11 protein-coding genes are annotated in these 17,800 nt (G+C 74.2%); 7 read left to right on the top strand and 4 right to left on the bottom strand.

Annotation, left to right across the window (positions count from 1 at the left end; all coding sequences use genetic code 11):
• Positions 1-157: 157 nt before the first annotated feature.
• The gene (locus tag UK82_RS17645; protein WP_044886287.1) at positions 158-2,095 is read left to right on the top strand and encodes a cell wall metabolism sensor histidine kinase WalK; all 1,938 of its coding nucleotides are present in this window, start codon (positions 158-160) and stop codon (positions 2,093-2,095) included.
• A gap of 87 nt (positions 2,096-2,182) precedes the next feature.
• The gene (locus tag UK82_RS17640) at positions 2,183-4,609 is read left to right on the top strand and encodes a glycosyltransferase family 39 protein (protein ID WP_055408214.1); all 2,427 of its coding nucleotides are present in this window, start codon (positions 2,183-2,185) and stop codon (positions 4,607-4,609) included.
• 373 nt (positions 4,610-4,982) lie between these two features.
• Here the strand turns inward: UK82_RS17640 and UK82_RS17635 are convergent.
• A partial coding sequence (locus UK82_RS17635) for a DUF433 domain-containing protein (protein WP_255354317.1) occupies positions 4,983-5,172 on the bottom strand: 190 nt, incomplete at its 3' end.
• A gap of 175 nt (positions 5,173-5,347) precedes the next feature.
• Between UK82_RS17635 and UK82_RS17630 the strand changes: the two genes are divergently transcribed.
• On the top strand, positions 5,348-6,751 hold the full coding sequence (locus UK82_RS17630; RefSeq protein ID WP_199865429.1) for a bifunctional glycosyltransferase family 2/GtrA family protein: 1,404 nt from the start codon (positions 5,348-5,350) through the stop codon (positions 6,749-6,751).
• Positions 6,752-6,828: 77 nt separating this feature from the next.
• Here UK82_RS17630 and UK82_RS17625 read toward each other — a convergent pair whose 3' ends face one another.
• Entirely contained in the window at positions 6,829-10,317 is a 3,489-nt protein-coding gene (locus tag UK82_RS17625; protein ID WP_055408262.1) for a pyruvate carboxylase, read from the bottom strand.
• A 119-nt stretch (positions 10,318-10,436) separates the two neighbouring features.
• Between UK82_RS17625 and UK82_RS17620 the strand changes: the two genes are divergently transcribed.
• Complete coding sequence (locus UK82_RS17620) at positions 10,437-11,678, top strand: saccharopine dehydrogenase NADP-binding domain-containing protein (RefSeq protein ID WP_055408212.1); 1,242 nt, start codon at positions 10,437-10,439, stop codon at positions 11,676-11,678.
• A gap of 13 nt (positions 11,679-11,691) precedes the next feature.
• Here the strand turns inward: UK82_RS17620 and UK82_RS17615 are convergent, their stop codons facing one another.
• Positions 11,692-13,182 carry a glutamine synthetase family protein gene (locus UK82_RS17615; RefSeq protein ID WP_055408211.1) on the bottom strand — a complete coding sequence of 497 codons (1,491 nt, stop codon included), beginning with the start codon at positions 13,180-13,182 and terminating at the stop codon, positions 11,692-11,694.
• A 433-nt stretch (positions 13,183-13,615) separates the two neighbouring features.
• Here UK82_RS17615 and UK82_RS17610 point away from each other — a divergent pair, with 433 nt between their 5' ends.
• Positions 13,616-14,863 carry an amidohydrolase family protein gene (locus UK82_RS17610; protein ID WP_396230579.1) on the top strand — a complete coding sequence of 416 codons (1,248 nt, stop codon included), beginning with the start codon at positions 13,616-13,618 and terminating at the stop codon, positions 14,861-14,863.
• Between the two features lie 378 nt (positions 14,864-15,241).
• Positions 15,242-15,901, top strand: a complete 660-nt coding sequence (locus tag UK82_RS17605) for a DinB family protein (protein ID WP_152989930.1) — start codon at positions 15,242-15,244, stop codon at positions 15,899-15,901.
• Positions 15,902-15,959: 58 nt separating this feature from the next.
• Here the strand turns inward: UK82_RS17605 and UK82_RS17600 are convergent, their stop codons facing one another.
• The gene (locus UK82_RS17600) at positions 15,960-16,430 is read right to left on the bottom strand and encodes a VOC family protein (RefSeq protein ID WP_055408207.1); all 471 of its coding nucleotides are present in this window, start codon (positions 16,428-16,430) and stop codon (positions 15,960-15,962) included.
• A 98-nt stretch (positions 16,431-16,528) separates the two neighbouring features.
• On the opposite strand from UK82_RS17600, the gene UK82_RS17595 reads away from it, so the two are divergent.
• On the top strand, positions 16,529-17,581 hold the full coding sequence (locus UK82_RS17595) for a YafY family protein (RefSeq protein WP_055408260.1): 1,053 nt from the start codon (positions 16,529-16,531) through the stop codon (positions 17,579-17,581).
• Positions 17,582-17,800: the final 219 nt, after the last annotated feature.

Raw genomic sequence — 17,800 nt, 5'->3', positions numbered from 1 at the left:
GCCGTCCCCGGTGCGGGCGCAGCCGGCGTGATGCAGAGCCGCGCGGACCTCGGACGGGCGGCGCAGCTCGCGCCGGAAGCCACCGAGACCGGCCGGCCCAACCGGTCCGGCGGACCGGGCGGGGGCCATTGGCGCACCCGCCGGAGCTGACGCGACGATGGCCTCCGTGCAGCCCGCCGACCCGACGATCGAGGTCGGGCCCTCGGCGCGCGCTGGTCGTCGGCGCGCGCACCGCGACCGGCACGGCTGGTCGGTAGCCCCGTCCCGCTGGTCACTGCGGACACGGCTGCTCGCGCTGCTCATGGTGTTGCTCGCCACCGTGTCGCTGGCGATCGTGTTCGTCACCGCGGTGGCGTTGCGCGGCGTCCTGCTCGACCAACTCGACCACCGGCTGTACGAGGCAAGCAAGCGGTGGGACCGCCCCCCGCCGTCGCGGTTCTTCGACACGCCCCTGCCGCAGCAGCTCCCCGGCGACGGATCGGGCTCCGGATCAGGCACGATCCCCGCGCCGGGCTACGGCTACGGATCGGGCTCGGGCACGGGCTCGGGCACGACAACCTCCTGGCAGCCTGCCGCCACCACGGCCACCACGGCCAGCGGGAGCAGCACGACCGGCACCACCTCGGCACGCGCAGTCACGGCTCAAGGGGGATCCGTGCGCGTGATCTCCCCCGCGGTCTCGAAGACAACAGCGGCCGGCGCCACGGCGGCCGGCACGACGACAGCCGGGACGACGACGGCCGCGGTGCAGACGCTGTACGGCGTGAGCGGCCGCACCCTGCTCAGCCGCTTCTTCGCCGGGCCGGTCGAGCCCGGCATGCTGGCCGCGGTCATCGACGACTCCGGCATCTACGGCGCCTACATCGGTTCGGCCGACTCCGCGCAGGTGCTCTCCGCCAGTCAGGCCGCCGCCGTCGCGGCCGTCCCGCGCGACAACGGAACGCATACTCGCGGTCTCGCGGACGCCGGCGACTACCGGCTGCTCAGCCGCACCCAGGCGGACGGCACCACCGTCGTCACCGGCCTGCCGATGAAGCAGGTCAACGCGACGCTGACCAAGATGGCCGCCATCGCCGGCGCGGTCGCGCTGGCGGGGGTGGCCGCGGCGGCGCTCGCCGGCACGGTGATCGTCCGGGTGACCCTGCGACCGCTGCGCCGGGTCGCGGCGACCGCGTCCCGCGTCGCGGAGATCCCGCTCGACCGGGGCGAGGTGGCGCTGTCGATCCGCGTGCCGGACGTCGACACCGACCCGAGGACCGAGGTCGGCCAGGTGGGTTCGGCGCTCAACAGGATGCTCGGTCACATCGGGGCGGCGCTGGCGGCCCGGCATGCCAGCGAGACGCGGATGCGGCAGTTCCTCGCCGACGTCAGCCACGAGCTGCGCACCCCGCTCGCCGCGATCAGCGGCTACGCGGAGCTCACCCGGCGCACCCGCGAGCCCGTCCCCCCCGACGTCACCTACGCGATGAGCCGGGTCGAGTCGGAGAGCGCGCGGATGACGGCCCTGGTCTCGGACCTGCTGCTGCTCGCGCGGCTCGACTCCGGGCGCCCGTTGGAGCACGAGCCGGTGGACATCTCCCGGATGGTCGTCGACGCCGTCAGCGACGCGCACGTCGCCGCCCCCGACCACCGCTTCGCGCTCGACCTGCCCGAGGAGCCGGTCACCGTCACCGGCGACTCGGCCCGGCTGCACCAGGTGCTCGCGAACCTGCTGGCCAACGCCCGCGCCCACACCCCGCCGGGTACCCGGGTGACGGCCAGCCTGGCGGTCACCGACGACGAGGTCACCGTCGCCATCGTGGACGACGGCCCCGGCATCCCTCCCGACCTGCTGCCCGAGGTCTTCGAGCGCTTCGCCCGCGGGGACAGCTCCCGATCCCGGGCCGCGGGCAGCACCGGGCTCGGTCTCGCCATCGTCGCCGCCGTCGTCGAGGCCCACCATGGCCGGGTGGAGGCGACCAGCCGACCCGGACGCACGGCCTTCGTCGTCGCGCTGCCGCGCTGGTCGGCCGCGGTCTCGGCACAGGGCGAGCCGGCGACCCCGGCGACCATGACCCCGGTCCTGACCGCGCTGCCAGGACCGTCGGCGATGTGAGGTGGAGACGGCCCCAGGCCGAGCTTCACAGGTTGCGCACAGGCAGAGCACAAGGACTCGAAAGGTCGATGGCCCAGGGTGACCCTTATGTCGCCCACTCTCACCGACCCGATTCCGCACGCCGGGGGTCGGCGCGCTCAGGGACACCGTCGCCGGCTGCCGTGGAGCAGGACGGACCCCGCTGCACCGACGGACCACGACGCGCCGACGGACCACGACGCGCCCACCGTTCTCGGGCCCGCCACCGAGGACACCGCACCGCCCGCCGCCGCAGAGCCGGACCCGCGTTGGGTCCGCCCGGCGCTGATCGTCCTGCTGGTCGGCACCGGCGTGCTGTATCTGTGGGACCTGAGCGCCTCGGGCTGGGCCAACGCCTTCTATTCGGCTGCGGTCCAGGCGGGCTCGGTGAGCTGGAAGGCGTTCTTCTACGGCTCCTCGGACGCCGGCAACTCGATCACCGTCGACAAGCCGCCGGCCTCCCTGTGGGTGATGGCGCTGTCGGCCCGCATCTTCGGGTTGAACTCGTGGAGCCTGCTCGTCCCGCAGGCGTTGATGGGCGTGGGCACCGTCGGGCTGCTCTACGCGACGGTGCGCCGCCAGGTTTCCGCCGGGGCGGGGCTGCTCGCCGGCGCGGTGCTCGCGCTCACCCCGGTGGCGGCGCTGATGTTCCGGTTCAACAACCCGGACGCGCTGCTGGTTCTCCTGCTCGTCGCCGGCGCGTACGCGACGCTGCGCGCGGTGGAGCAGGCCAGCACCCGCTGGATGGTGCTGGCCGGCGTGTTCGTCAGCTTCGCGTTCCTGACGAAGCTGCTGCAGGCGCTGGTCGTGGTGCCGATCTTCGCGCTGGTCTACCTGGCCTGCGCGCCGACGTCGTTCTGGCGCCGGGTCCGCCAGACGCTGGCCGGCGGCCTCGGCCTGCTGATCCCCGCCGGGCTGTTCATCGCGATCGTGGAACTGGTCCCCGACTCGTCGCGGCCGTACATCGGCGGCTCCCAGCACAACAGCCTGCTGGAGCTCACCCTCGGTTACAACGGGCTCGGCCGGCTCACCGGCAACGAGACCGGCAGCGTCGGCGGCGGTGGAGCCGGCGGCCGCCGCGGCTTCGGCCTACTCCAGAACGGCGCGGCCGCGGCGCTGCCGGGCGGCGGCACGGGCACGGGCGGTGCGGCCGGGCTGGCGAACGGCGCCGCCGGCGGGATGCCGTTCCCGGGCGGCGGTGGCCCCGGCGGCGGGCGCGGCGGCATGTGGGGCTCGACCGGCTGGACCCGGATGTTCGGCTCGGAGGTCGGCGGTCAGATCTCCTGGCTGCTTCCGGCCGCGCTGATTCTGCTGGTCGCCGGGCTGTGGATCACCCGACGGGCACCGCGCACCGACCGGCTGCGGGCCGCGTTCGCACTCTGGGGTGGCTGGCTGCTCGTCACCGGGATCATCTTCAGCCAGATGAAGGGCATCTTCCACGCCTACTACACGGTGGCCCTGGCCCCGGCGGTCGGCGCCCTGGTGGGCATGGGAGCCGTCCTGCTGTGGCGGCACCGGCGTCACCCCGCCGCCGCGCTGGCCGGCGCGGCGACGATCGCGGCGACCACCGCGTGGTCGTGGACGCTGCTGCACCGCACCGCCGACTGGCACCCGTGGATTCGCTACGCCGTGCTGGTCGCGGGCATCATCGCCACGCTCGGCTTCCTCGCCACCGTCCGGCTGCCCCGCCGGGCCTCCATCGGGGTCGCCGCGGTGGCCCTCGTCGCCGGCTTGCTCGGTCCGGGCGCGTACGCGGTGGCCACCGCCGGAACGCCGCACACCGGCTCGATCCCCTCGGCCGGCCCGGCCGGCGCCGGCTTCGGCGGCCCGGGCGGCCCGGGCGGCTTCATGCGCCGCCTGAACGGCCAGCCGGGCGGCACAGGCCGCAACCAGGCAGGCGGCGCCTTCCCGGGCGGCGGCCAGACCGGCACCTTCCCAGGCGGCGGCCAGGGCGGCTTCCCCGGCGGCGGCCAGACCGGCGGATTCCCCGGATTCCCCGGCGGCACGACCGGCGGCGGCACCGGCAACGGCGCGACGGGCAGCCCGGGCACCACCCAGGGCCGGGGCGGCATGCGCGGCGGCATGGGCGGCCTGCTCGACGCCGCGAAGCCGAGCGACGCCATCGTGAAGCTGTTCAAGCAGGACGCCGACTCCTACACCTGGGTCGCGGCCGCGGTGGGCTCGAACAGCGCCGCCGGCTACCAGCTCGCGACCCGCGAACCGGTCATGCCGATCGGTGGCTTCAACGGCAGCGACCCGTCGCCGACCCTGGCGCAGTTCAAGAAGTACGTGACCGAAGGAAAGATTCACTACTTCATCGGTGGCGGCGGCTTCGGCCAGGCCAACGGCGGCAGCAACTCCTCGCAGGCGATCGCCACCTGGGTGACGGAGACCTTCACCGAGAAGACGGTCGGCGGGGTCACCCTCTACGACCTGACCGCCCCCAAGGCGAGCACCGGCACCTCCGCCGCCACCACCACCACCCGCACCACCTGATCCGTCGTCATCACCAGACCGGCCGTGTGCTCCGGGCCCTCCCCCAGGCCCGGAGCACACGGCCGTCGCCGGTCAGGCTTTCGCCGCGTCGCGGCAGATACCCGACAAGGCGCCCACATTCGGAGCACGAAGATTCAATCCACCGGGCGGAAGGGCAGCGGGCGCACGCGCATCCGATCGCGGACGATCGTCACAATCGCGCCGGCCCACAGATCATCGGCAACCCGCGGAAGGTTCGCAAGAAGAAGAATCGATGACGTGACTGACCGGGTAACCACCCTCGCGAAGCCTCACCGCGACGCGAGGAGACAGATTCGCGTCGATGAGGAACTTCACGCCGAAGTGGCCAGTGGTAGCTCTCGTTCGCTGACCNCCGCCGCCGCATAGGCCAGCGCGGCCAGAACATCGGCGTGCTCAAGGTAGGGATAGTCCACAAGGACCTCGCCGATGGATCTACCGGCCGCCAGCTGCCCGATGACCGCACCTACCGTCACTCGCAGGCCACGAATGCAGGGAAGGCCGCCCATACGCTCGGGATCGACGGTGATGCGTTCGAAGGCCACACGATCACTATAGGTCGACGGAAGTGGCTCCGGCCGCGGCACGCGGTGTCCGGGCGTGGTGCGCCACTCTGGTGGGGGTGCCGACGGCTCTGCTCAGGGCGAAGGCTGGAGTCTCACAGGCGGCACACAGCATGGGCACACGGGTGACACAGCTCGCCGACCGAGAGTGAGGAGCATGACGACGTGGATGCCTTCCTCGGCGACCGGAACCGGTGCCCCCACGCAGCGCGTTCCCGTGGAGCAGACGCACGCCAGCACGGCGGTGGAGGACGATGGCCGACCCCGCCCGGTGCTCGATGTCGTCATCCCGGTCTACAACGAGGAGGACGACCTCGCCCCCTGCGTGCGGCGGCTGCACGCGCACCTGCGCGACACGTTCCCCTACCCGTTCCAGCTCACGATCGCCGACAACGCCAGCACCGACGGCACTCTCGGGATCGCGCTGGCGCTGGCGGAGGAGCTGCCCGGGGTGCGCACGGTGCATCTCGACGCGAAGGGCCGCGGCCGGGCGCTGCGCGCGGCCTGGGCGATGTCGCCCGCGCCGGTGCTCGCCTACATGGACGTCGATCTGTCGACCGACCTCGCCGCGCTGCTGCCGCTGGTCGCGCCGTTGATCAGCGGGCATTCGGACCTCGCGATCGGCACCCGGCTCGCCCGCACCTCCCGGGTCGTGCGCGGGCCACGCCGGGAGGTGATCTCCCGCTGCTACAACCTGATCCTGCGCGGGACGCTCGCCGCCCGGTTCTCCGACGCGCAGTGCGGCTTCAAGGCGATCCGGGCCGACGCCGCCGCGGCGCTGCTGCCCCTGGTGGAGGACACCGGCTGGTTCTTCGACACCGAGCTGCTCGTCCTCGCCGAGCGGGCCGGGATGCGCATCCACGAGGTGCCCGTCGACTGGATCGACGATCCGGACAGCCGCGTCGACGTGCTCAACACGGCGATCGCGGACCTCAAGGGGGTCGTCCGGCTGCTACGGGCGCTGGGTACCGGGGCGCTGCCGCTGGCCGAGCTGCGCCGGGAGTTCGGCCGCGGCCCGCTGACCGCCGCGGCCGGCCTCGCCGGCGGCGGCGGGGACGGTAACGGCGGGGACGGTAGCGGCGTGAACGGCGGCGGCATGGACGGTAGCGGCGGGGCGGCGGGAGGGGTGCAGGTGCCGGGAGTGCCGCGGGGGCTGCCGGGTCAGCTCGTCCGCTTCGCCGTCATCGGCGTGGCCAGCACCCTGGCCTACCTGGTGCTGTTCGTCCTGCTGCGGACGGCCACCGGCGCGCAGGCGGCGAACCTGTTGGCGCTGCTCATCACCGCGGTGGCGAACACGGCGGCGAACCGGCGGCTCACCTTCGGGCTCTCCGGTGCGGCCCAGGCCGGCCGCCATCACCTGCAGGGTCTGGTGGTGTTCGCCATCGGGCTGGGGCTGACCAGCGGCTCGCTCGCGACGCTGCACGCGGCGAGCGACCATCCCGGCCGCGGCCTGGAGGTCACGGTCCTCGTGCTGGCGAACCTGCTGTCCACCGTCATCCGGTTCCTGCTGCTGCGGGCCTGGGTGTTCCGCCCGCGCCCGGCGACGCCCGGGGCCCGGTGAGGCCGGACCCGACCCGCAGGGCCCGCCGCCGGGATCGCGCGGCGGGCCCTGCGGGTGCGAAGTCGAGAGCCCTCTGATCAGGGGCGGACGACGAGCAGGAGGTCGCCGACCTCGACGGAGTCGCCGCTGGCGCGGACGAGCTCGCCGACGGTGCCGGCGACGGGGCTGGTCACGGCGGCCTCCATCTTCATCGCCTCGACCACCGCGAGCTTCTGGCCCTGGGTGATGGCGTCCCCGGCGGCGACGGTGAAGGTGACGATGCCGGGCAGCCCGGCACCGATCTGGTTCGCGTCCGCCGGGTCGGCGCGCCGCGCCGAGGCCGTCGTCGCCGTGATGGAGTTGTCGCGGACCCGGACCGGGCGGGGCTGGCCGTTGACCCGCAGGTAGAGGGTTCGCATGGCGGCGTCGTCCGGCTCGGACAGCGTCTCCAGCTCGATGATGATCTCGACGCCGGGCTCCAGCGTGACGGCCACCGGCGCGCCCGGCCGCAGCCCGTACAGGTAGGCCTCCGTCGGGACCAGCGAGGAGTCGCCGTAGCTGTCGGCGGCGGCCAGGTAGTCCTTCCACGGGCCGGGGAACAGCAGTCGGGACAGCGCCGCGCGGCGCCGGGCGCCGGGGACGGCGAGCTCGGCGGCGTCGGCGGGGTCGAGGTCGGCGGACGGGGGCGCCGGGTGGCGGCCGGCCAGCGCCCGCTCCCGGAACGGCTCGGCGAACCCGGCCGGCGGCGTGCCGAGCTCCCCGGCGAGGTAGCCCAGCACGCTCGCGGGCAGGTCGAAGCGCTCCGGATGCTCCCGCAGTGTGGCGACGTCCACCCCGCCACCGACGAGGAACAGCGCCAGATCGCCGACGACCTTGCTGGTCGGCGTCACCTTGATCGGCTTGCCGAGCAGCTCGTTGGCGACCGCGTACGCCTCCTGCACGGCCGGCCAGCGCTCCCCGAGCCCCAGCGCGATCGCCTGCTGGCGCAGGTTGGTGAGCTGCCCGCCGGGGATCTCGTGCCGGTACACCGCCCCGGTCGGCGCCCGCAGGCCCGCCTCGAACGGCGCGTACAGGTCGCGCACCGCCTCCCAGTAGGCCTCCATCGACGACAGCGCCGACAGCGCGATCCCCGTCGCCCGCGGGGTGTGGTCGGTCGCGGCGACCAGCGCCGACATGTTCACCTGGCTGGTGCCCCCGGACATCGGCGCGGCGGCGGCGTCGACGGCGTCCACCCCGGCCGCGGACGCGGCGAGCAGGGTGGCGAGCTGGCCGCCGGCGGTGTCGTGGGTGTGCAGATGGACGGGCAGGTCGAACCGCTCACGCAGAGCGGTGACCAGCGTCGCCGCCGCGGCGGGACGCAGCAGCCCGGCCATGTCCTTGATCGCCAGCACGTGCACGCCGGCGGCGACGAGCCGCTCGGCGAGACGCAGGTAGTAGTCGAGGGTGTAGATCTGCTCGCCGGGGTCGGACAGGTCGCCGGTGTAGCACAGGGTGCCCTCGGCGATCGCCGTGCCGGTCTCCAGGACCGCCTCGATCGCCGGGCGCATCTGTTCCATGTCGTTAAGCGCGTCGAAGATCCGGAAGATGTCGACGCCGGTCGCGGCGGCCTCGGCGACGAACGCCCGCACCACGTCGTCCGGGTACGGCGTGTAGCCGACCGCGTTGCGGCCGCGCAGCAGCATCTGCAGGCACTGGTTCGGCGCGGTGGACCGCAGCGCCGCGAGCCGCTCCCACGGGTCCTCGGCCAGGAACCGCAGCGCCACGTCGTACGTCGCCCCGCCCCACGCCTCCAGGCTGAGCAGGTTCGGCGTCAGGGCGGCGAACGACGGCGCCGCCGCGAGGATGTCGAAGCTGCGCAGCCGGGTGGCCAGCAACGACTGGTGGGCGTCACGCAGGGTGGTGTCGGTGACGGCCAGCGCCTCCTGGGCTCGCAGCCGCGCCGCCCAGCCGGCGGGGCCGAGCTCGGTGAGCAGCTGCCGCGAGCCGGCGGGCACCCCGACGCCGGCGACGCCCGCGCCGGGCAACCCCTGGACGCCGGCGGCCCCGGCCCCGGCCCCGAGGCAGGCGGGCGAGCCGGGGCCGATCGGCACCCCCTGACCGTCGGGCAGCAGCGGCAGCTCGGGCAGCCGGGAGCGCGGGTCGACCAGGGCGGTCGCCGGTCGCCGGAACCCGTTGACGGTGCTCTCGGCGAGGCGGGCGAGCGTCCGGCTGGTCTGGTCGGTGCCCCGGCCGGGCAGGAGCAGCTCCGGGCGCTCGTCGATGAACGACGTCGTCACCCCGCCGGCGAGGAAGTCGGGGTCGGTCAGCACCCGCCCCAGGAAGTCGATGTTGGTCCGGACACCGCGGACCCGGAACTCGTTGAGCGCCCGGCGCGCCCGCCGAGCCGCCTTCTCCAGCGTGCTGCCCCGCGCGGTCAGCTTCACCAGCAACGAGTCGAAGTAGGGGCTGATCTCCGCGCCGGCGTAGGTCGCGCCGTCGAGGCGGACGCCGGGGCCACCCGGGGACTGGTAGAAGCTGATCGTCCCGGTGTCGGGCCGGAAGCCGTCCGCCGGGTCCTCCGTGGTGACCCGGCACTGGATCGCGGTGCCACGCAGCGTGATCTGCTCCTGGCCGAGATTGAGGTCGGCGAGGCTCTCCCCGTCGGCGATGCGGAGCTGGGCCGCGACGAGGTCGACGCCGGTGACCTCCTCGGTGACCGTGTGCTCGACCTGGATGCGCGGGTTCATCTCCATGAACGTGTACCGGCCGTCGGCGCCGAGGAGGAACTCGACGGTGCCGGCGTTGACGTAGCCGACGTGCCGGGCGAAGCGAACCGCGTCCGCGCAGATGCTCGCCCGGATCGCCTCGTCCAGCATCGGGGCCGGGGCGATCTCGACGACCTTCTGGTGGCGGCGCTGCACCGAGCAGTCCCGCTCGTACAGGTGGATGATGTTGCCGTAGGAGTCGGCGAAGACCTGCACCTCGATGTGGCGGGGGCGATCCACCGCCTGCTCCAGGAACACGGTCCCGTCGCCGAACGCCGCCGCGGCCTCCCGGGAGGCGCTGGCCACCGCGTCGGCGAGGTCCGCCGCCCGCTCCACCCGGCGCAGGCCCCGCCCGCCGCCGCCCGCCGAGGCCTTCACGAACAGCGGGAACCCGACCTCCTCGGCCGCCTGCGCCGCGCCCTGCCCGTCCGGCAGCGGCGCCGACGCGCGCAGCACCGGCAGCCCGGCCGCCATCGCCGCGTCGCGCGCGGCGACCTTGTCTCCCGTCAGCCGCAGCACCGCCGGCGGCGGGCCGACGAAGGTCACGCCCGCCGCCGCGCACGCCTCGGCCAGCACCGCCGATTCCGACAGGAAGCCGTAGCCGGGGTGCAGCGCGTCCGCCTCCGCCTGCTTGGCCACCGTGAGCAGCGCGTCGATGTCGAGGTAGCCCCGCACCGGATGGCCCGGCCCGCCGAGCTCGTAGGCTTCGGACGCCTTCGTCCGGTGCAGCGCGGAGACGTCCTCCGGCGTGTAGACCGCGACGGTGCGCAGCCCTAGTTCCTGTGCGGCTCGGAAGACGCGGACGGCTATCTCACTGCGATTTGCGACCAGAACCTTACGCACGCGCGCCTCCTCGGACGGGGTGCGCATCATTGTGAGGGGCCGACGCTCCCACGCGCCAAAGCAACGTGTCGGGGGTCACGTTCGACTGTTCAGACAAACGTCACCACAAGGACGGCGCTATGAAGGACCACGGCACGGCGGCGGCCGCAGCGGGCGGTGCCCCCACGCGGCCGGAGAACTTCATGCAATCGCCGAACTCCGCGCCACCGGACTCCGCGCCGCCGAACTCCGCACCGCCGGGGACCATCGTGGTGTTCGGCGCGACCGGTTACACGGGCCGGTTGGTCACCGCCGCGCTCGTCGCGGCCGGGCACCGGCCGGTGCTGGCCGGCCGCGCCGGCCCGCGGGTCGCCGCGCTCGCCGCCGGCCACGACGGGCTGCCGACCGCCGTCGCCGACGCCGGGGACGCCGCGGCGCTGCGCCGGCTGCTGCACGCGGGCGACGTGCTCGTCTCCACGGTCGGCCCGTTCGACCAGCTCGGCCGCCCGGCGGTGGCGGCCGCCGCCGCGGCGGGGGCGCACTACGTCGACTGCTCCGGCGAAGGGGCGTTCCTGCGCCACGTCTTCGCCGACGTCGGGCCGCGGGCGGCGGCGGTCGGGTGCGCGCTGCTGCCCGGCGCCGGCTTCGAGTTCGTGCCGGGCAACCTGGCCGGCGCGCTGGCCCTGCACCAGGCCGGCGGCGCGGCCCGCCGGCTCGACGTCGGCTACCTCGTCACCGGCCCGACGGGGATGAGCAGCGGAACGCGGGCGACGCTGCTGGCCGCGCTCGGCGACGGCGTCCTCGCCCTGCGCGGCGGCCGGCTCGTGCAGCGTCCCCTCGCCCGGGAGGCGCGCACCTTCTCGACCCCCGCCGACCGGGCCGTGGACGCCGGCCGGGCGGCACTGCGCGCCCGGCGGGCCGTGTTGTGGTCCGGCGGGGAGGCGATCACGCTGCCCCGCCTGGCGCCGGCGCTGACCGACGTCGCCACCTACTTCGGCGGCGGTGGCGGCGCCCGGGCGGCGCAGGCGCTGTCGTTCCCGCTGGCCGGGCTGCGGCGCCTGCCGCCGACGCGGGCGGCGCTCGGCGCGCTGGCCCGCGCCGCCCGGTCGACCAGCGGGCGAGGCCCGGACGCCCCGAGCCGGGCGCGCGCCGGGGTTCGGGTGATCGCCTGCGCCCGCGACGGCGCCGGCCGGGAGCTCGCCACCGTCGCGCTGGCCGGCCACGACCCGTACACGTTCACCGGGCGGATCATGGCCTGGATGGCGGGGCACCTCGCCGCGGGCACGGTTCGTCACGTCGGCGCGCTCGGCCCGGTCGAGGCGTTCGGCGTGGACGACCTGGAGCGGGCCCTCCAGACCGCCGGGCTGCACCGCCTCACCTGAAGCCCCGGCGGGATCAGTAGCGCCAGCGGGTGGCGGCCACGACGGTGGCCGCGTCGGCATCGGCGAACCGGTCGATCTCCGCGCGCCGGACGGTGGCGACGGTGTCGTGCAGCGCCGGACCGCAGGCGCGGCGCAGGACGTCGTCGGCCGCGAAGGCGGCGACGGCCAGGCCGAGGTCGGTCGGCAGCCGGACGATCCCGCGCCGGGTCCGCTCGGCGGGGTCGAGCGAGGCCGGGTCGACGTCGACGGGCGGGGGCAGCCGCGCCTCGCCGTCCAGGCCGGCGTGCCCGGCGGCGAGCAGCCCGGCCGCCACGAGGTAGGGGTTGGCGGCGAGATCGAAGCACTTGATCTCCAGGTTCGCCGCCCGGCCCGCGGCTGCCGGCGGGCCGGGGATCATCCGCAGCGCAGCCTCCCGGTTCTCCAACCCCCAGCAGGCATAGGCACTCGCCCACTGGGACGGCACCAGCCGCAGATAGGAGGCCACGCTCGGCGCGCCGAGTGCCATCAACGCGGGCAGCCGGGCGAGGATCCCGGCGGTGAACGCCTCGCCGGCCGCGGTCAGTCCGCCCGGGCCGTCCCCGCCCCCCATCAGGTTGACCCGACCACCGCCGTTCCACCCGGCGCCCGGCGCCGCGCCGTCCCCGTCCTTGCCCCCGTCCTCGCCGTCATCCTCGCCCCACAGGCTCAGATGGACGTGGCCGCCGTTGCCGACGCCGTCGGCGAGGACCTTCGGCGCGAACGAGGCGCGCAGGCCGTGGCGCCCGCTGACCGCGCGCACGGTCTCCTTCACCAGCACGCAGGTATCGGCGGCGGCGAGCGGGTCCTGCGCGGCGACCGAGACCTCGAACTGGCCGGCCGCGTATTCGGGATGGATCTGCTCGACGACGAGCCCCTCGTCGGTCAGCGCCGCGACCACGTCGCGGAGATAGTCGCCGAGCTCGGCGACGCGGGTCATCCCGTAGGCGGGGCCGCCGGCGGCGGGGGTGAACCCGTCGGCACCGGCCGGCGCGACAGCCCATTCGATCTCGAAGGCCATCGCCACCCGTAGCCCGCGTGCGGCCAGGCGCGCCGTCTCGACCCGGACGAGCTCCCGGGCGTCCTGGGGATGGGGCACACCGCTCTGATCACGGCGGTCCGCCGGCGCCCACGCCCACCCAGGTTGGGCGGCGAGCGCGGTCAGCCGGTCCAGGTCCGGATGCAGCCGCAGGTCGCCGACCGGACCACCGGCGACGCGGCCGGCGGTGATCCCGTCGTCGGCGCCGAACGCGTCGAACACCGGGGACGCGCCGACGCCCCACACCACCGCCGCGTCCAGCCGGCCCACCGGCACGCCCTTCATCCGGGTGATGCCGCTGTTGTCGACGAAGGTGCAGGCGACGCAGACGACGCCGCGGACCTCCAGGTTCGTCGCCGCATGCCGGGCCGCCGCGGCGAGCCGGTCGCGCTCGCGGCCGCCGGTGGCGCTGATCCGCGGCGCGGCGCGGTCCCACGCAGGGTCGTTCATGATCGGCCTTCCCGCGGAGGCCGCGTGCGGCACGGATATCGCTGTCCCACGGATGTCGCCTTCCCCACGGATCCGACCACGGGTGGCTCTCGCCTGGCACCATGCTCGCGCGTCAGCGGGCTCCATGTCGGGCGAGACGCCGGACGAGACCCCGCCCACACCGATCCGACTGTCACGGACAGTAAGATTGAGTCGCGATCTCGCCGGAGATGCCCACTGTGCATCGGGCGACCGTCCGAGGAGTTGTCCACAGCTTTCGCCTCGGCAAGAAGATCTGAAAATACGCCAACATCACTGATGTTCGGCTCGACTGTCCCCAGGCAGGCCAAAGTAATCCACATGTTATCCACAGGCGCCGCGCACAGAGAATGGTTACTCAAGGTGATTGCCGTGGCCAGGCATGACCGCGCCGTCCCGTGGGGATCAGTCAGGGATGGGGCGCTCCGGAGGTGTCGGCGGACCCGACCTCGTCGATCACGACCTCGTCGATCACGGGCCCGTCGATCACGGGCCCGTCGATCACGGGCCCGTCGACCTCAAGCTCGTCGACCACGGACTCGTCGACCTCGAGCTCGTCGACCATCACTGCCACGGCCTCGTCCGGCGTGACCTCACCCGCCCGGAGTTCGAGAGCATGCTCACCGAGGCCGATCGGCCTGGTCCACCCGGAACGACGCTGTTCGACAGCCAGATCGGCCTCGCCCTGCGGCGCTGGTGCGCCCCGGCGCTCGACCTTCCGCCGCACGCCGACCCCGAGACCTACCTGGAGCGGCGGGCCGAGCTCGGCCACGCCGAGGTGCACCGGCGGCTGCTCGGCGCGTCCGGCATCAGCACCTTCTGCGTCGACGCCGGCTTCCAGCCCGAGCCGCTGACCGGCGCCGAGGACCTCGCCGGGTTCGCCGGCGGGCGGGGTCTCGACGTCGTGCGCCTCGAACGGATCGCGGAACGGGCGGCCGTGGACGTGCTCACCGGACAGATCGGGGTCACCCACCTCGCCGACACGGTGCGCGCCCGGCTGGCGGAACGCACCCCGTCGACGGTCGCGGTGAAGTCGGTCGCCGCCTACCGGGCCGGACTGGCCCTGCCGGCGCGGCGACCCACCGATCGGGAGGTCGCCGCCGCCACCCGTACCTGGATCAACGAGATCCGGGGCGGCGCCGCGATCCGGCTGCACGACCCCGTCCTGCATTCGTTCCTGATCTGGTGCGGGGTCGAGGCGCGGCTGCCGGTACAGATCCACGTCGGTTACGGCGACGCCGATCTGGACCTCGCCCGCGGCAACCCGCTGCTGCTCACCGGCCTGCTGCGGGCGATCGCGCCGACCGAGGTCGCCGTCCTGCTGCTGCACTGCTATCCGTTCCACCGCGAGGCCGCCTACCTCGCCCAGGTGTTCGCCAACGTCCACCTCGACCTGGGGCTCGCGATCAACAACACGGGTCGCGGCTCCATCGGCCTGATCGCGCAGGCCCTCGAACTCGCCCCGTTCGGCAAGTTCCTGTTCTCCACCGACGCCTACGCCCTCGGCGAGCTGTTCCTGCTCGGCGCGACCCTGTTCCGCCGCGGCCTGGCCGCCTTCCTCGCCGACGGCGTCGACGACGATGCCTGGACCGCCGCCGACGCCGCCCGGATCGCCCGGCTCGTCTGCGCCGACAACGCCCGCCGCGTCTACGCCCTGTCCTAGACCCAGACGAGTAAGTCCCCTACGCTCAGTAGGGCGTCAGCATGGTGAACGCGGACTCGCCTCCGCGGCCCAGCAGCCCCGGCCCAGCAGCCCCGGCCCAGACCCCAGCGATTCCGGTGTTCCGCGGAACCGCACCCCACAGCCGGGCCCCGATTCCGGTTCCACCGATCATGGTGCGGAACCGGGCCACGCCTCCGCACCCACCCTCGGTGATCATGGCGTTCCCTGCGGAACCGGGCCACGCCGTCCAGCCGGCCCCCGCCCGCCACGAGCTGTGCGACCCATCCAGCCAAGGCCTGCCATCCGATTGAGGTCAGGACTTGGCCGCAATGACCCCTAGCGTGACCTCATCAGACAGACAACGAAGGGCGACAGGCGATGACCACCACGCAAACCGGTGCGACCACGGCGATCTCGACCACAGCCATCTCGACCACAGCAAGCCCGACCAGCGCGGGCCCCGCCATGGAGAGCGCGACCAGAGCCACTGCGAGCACGGGGACCGACGAGCAGGCGGCGGACCCCGCCCCGCCCGCGCTCACCGGCGAGCGCGCGGACCTGCTGGCGAACCTGGCCCGGCGCCGCGCCTTCCTCCGGTTCACCGTCCAGAACCTCGACGACGAGCAGGCCTCGCGGCGCACCACGGTCAGCGAGCTGACCCTCGCCGGCCTGGTCAAGCACGTCGCCGTCGTGGAACAGCGGTGGCTGAACTTCGTCCTCGTCGGCGCCGCGGCGTTCGACGGCGACATGACGGCCCGCGAGGAGGAGTTCCGCGACGGCTTCCGGCTGCTGCCCGGGGAGACGCTGGCCGGTATGCTCGACCGCTTCGAGGAGGTCGCCCGCCGCACCGAACGGATCGTCGCCGAGGTCGCGGACCTCGACGACGCCCACCCGCTGCCCGTCGCGCCCTGGTTCGAGCCCGGCGCGAGCTGGTCGGTGCGGCAGGTCCTGCTGCACCTCATCGCCGAGACCGCCCACCACTGCGGGCACGCCGACATCCTGCGTGAATCACTCGACGGCGCCCGCACCATGGGCTGATTCCCCGCGCAACGGCGTCGGCGCGCGGGGAATCACACCGGACTCGGCGTCAGCCCTGTCAGTGGGGGGCCGGCGGGCACAGGCAGAAGGGATGCCCGGCGGGGTCGAGCAGTACCCGCCAGCGCTCGCCGCCGGGCTGGAACTCCGCCTGGGTGGCGCCGAGCTCCTCGGCCCGGCGGATCGCGGCGGGCAGGTCCGCGACCCGGAAGTCGAGGTGGAACTGCTGCGGCACCTCCTGGTCCGGCCAGCGCGGCGGCCGGTAGTCCGCCACCCGCTGGAATCCGAACGTGAGCGTGGTGCCCGGCGGGGTCAGGTAGGCCCAGGCGCCCTCGTCGTCGGCGCCGCCGACGCCCCAGCCCGTCAGTTCGCCGTAGAAGGTGGCGAGCTCCCGGGCATCCGGACAGTCGAGCATCAGACCGGCCCACACCGCCGGCGTCACGCCCGCCTCGACCACCGTCTCCTCGGCGGCCGTCTCCTCGGCGGCCGTCTCCTCGGCCACAGTGCCGGCGACCGTCTCCGTTCCCGTCATGGTCATCTCCTCTCGGACCTGCTGGTGTTGCCTGCGCCACCCATCCTGGGCGGGATACCTGACTTCCTCTGTCAGGATTGGCGCGCGAGAATGCGGGCGTGCGTGCCAGCCGGCTGCTGTCCGTCCTGATGCTGTTGCAGACGCGCGGCAAGCTGACGGCGCGCCAGATCGCCGACGAGCTGGAGGTGTCCGTCCGGACCGTCCATCGGGATCTGGACTCCCTCGCGCAGGCCGGCGTCCCGGTGCTGGCCGACCGCGGGGTCACCGGCGGCTACCGGCTGCTCGCCGGCTACCGGACCCGGCTGACGGGACTGACCGCGGACGAGGCCGACTCGCTCTTCCTCGCCGGGATGCCGGGGGCCGCCGCCGAGCTGGGCCTCGGCGCGATGCTCGCGGCGGCCGAGCTGAAGCTGCTGGCGGCGCTGCCGGAGCCGCTGCGCGAGCGGGCCGGCCGGGTGCGCGAGCGCTTCCACCTCGACGCGCCCGGCTGGTTCCGGGCGACCGAGGACACGCCCCTGCTCGCCGAGGTGGCCGACGCGGTCTGGGCGCAGCGCCGCCTCCGGGTCACCTACCGGCGCTGGCGGGCCCCCCGGGAGGTCGATCGCGTCCTCGACCCGCTCGGCGTCGTCCTCAAGAGCGGCATCTGGTACCTGGTCGCCGCCGTGCCCCCGGACGAGGCCGGCAGCCGCGACGGCGAGGAGATCGGAGTGGACAGCGTGCCCACCGGGCCGCGGGTGTACCGGGTCGGGAAGATCCTGTCGTTGACGCCGACCGGGGAGGGCTTCGACCGGCCGCCCGACTTCGACCTCGCCGCCTACTGGGCCGCCTGGACGGCCCGCTACGAGGCGGAGGTCTATCGGGCGACGGCGACGGTGCGCCTGTCGCCGGCCGGGTTCGCGCTGGCGCCGCACCGGTTGCCACCGGCCGTCAGCCGGAGCATCCGGGACAGCGCGGGGCCGCCGGAGGCGGACGGATGGGTCCGCGCGCGGCTGCCGATCGAGTCGGTCCGCCACGCGCAGGGCGAGCTGTTGGCACTCGGCCCCGAGCTGGAGGTGCTTGACCCCCCGGAGCTACGCGCCGCCCTGGCTCGCGCCGCGGCCGCCCTCGCCCGCCTCTACGACGCTGCCGGTCCGAGGCCCGACTCGGGCTGAACCGCGGATCCTGACAGCCCTGGACGCGCCCCTGTAGGCAGCACCTCGCCACTGACAAGGTAGGTGATGGTCGGCAACTCTGACGGGTCGGGACGTGGAAGAGCTCCTAGCCGATCACGTGTCAGCTGGCGTCCAGGTTCGGGGCGTTGTGCGGCCAGCGCACGGACAGCCGCCGCCGCGAAACGGTCTGGGTCTGGGCCGGTGGCGCGGGTCGTGATG

It is taken from the genome of Frankia sp. ACN1ag (assembly GCF_001414035.1).
In the GTDB taxonomy this organism is placed as follows: Bacteria; Actinomycetota; Actinomycetes; order Frankiales; family Frankiaceae; genus Frankia; species Frankia torreyi.
This window is presented reverse-complemented; position numbering and strand designations above follow the sequence as displayed.

Bases quoted from the DNA above. Each gene is read 5' to 3' on its own strand.
- UK82_RS17610 (WP_396230579.1), top strand. From the start codon at position 13,616: ATGGGGCGCTCCGGAGGTGTCGGCGGACCCGACCTCGTCGATCACGAC.
- UK82_RS17620 (WP_055408212.1), top strand. From the start codon at position 10,437: ATGAAGGACCACGGCACGGCGGCGGCCGCAGCGGGCGGTGCCCCCACG.
- UK82_RS17615 (WP_055408211.1), bottom strand. From the start codon at position 13,182: ATGAACGACCCTGCGTGGGACCGCGCCGCGCCGCGGATCAGCGCCACC.
- UK82_RS17600 (WP_055408207.1), bottom strand. From the start codon at position 16,430: ATGACGGGAACGGAGACGGTCGCCGGCACTGTGGCCGAGGAGACGGCC.
- UK82_RS17645 (WP_044886287.1), top strand. From the start codon at position 158: ATGGCCTCCGTGCAGCCCGCCGACCCGACGATCGAGGTCGGGCCCTCG.
- UK82_RS17605 (WP_152989930.1), top strand. From the start codon at position 15,242: ATGACCACCACGCAAACCGGTGCGACCACGGCGATCTCGACCACAGCC.
- UK82_RS17640 (WP_055408214.1), top strand. From the start codon at position 2,183: ATGTCGCCCACTCTCACCGACCCGATTCCGCACGCCGGGGGTCGGCGC.
- UK82_RS17630 (WP_199865429.1), top strand. From the start codon at position 5,348: ATGACGACGTGGATGCCTTCCTCGGCGACCGGAACCGGTGCCCCCACG.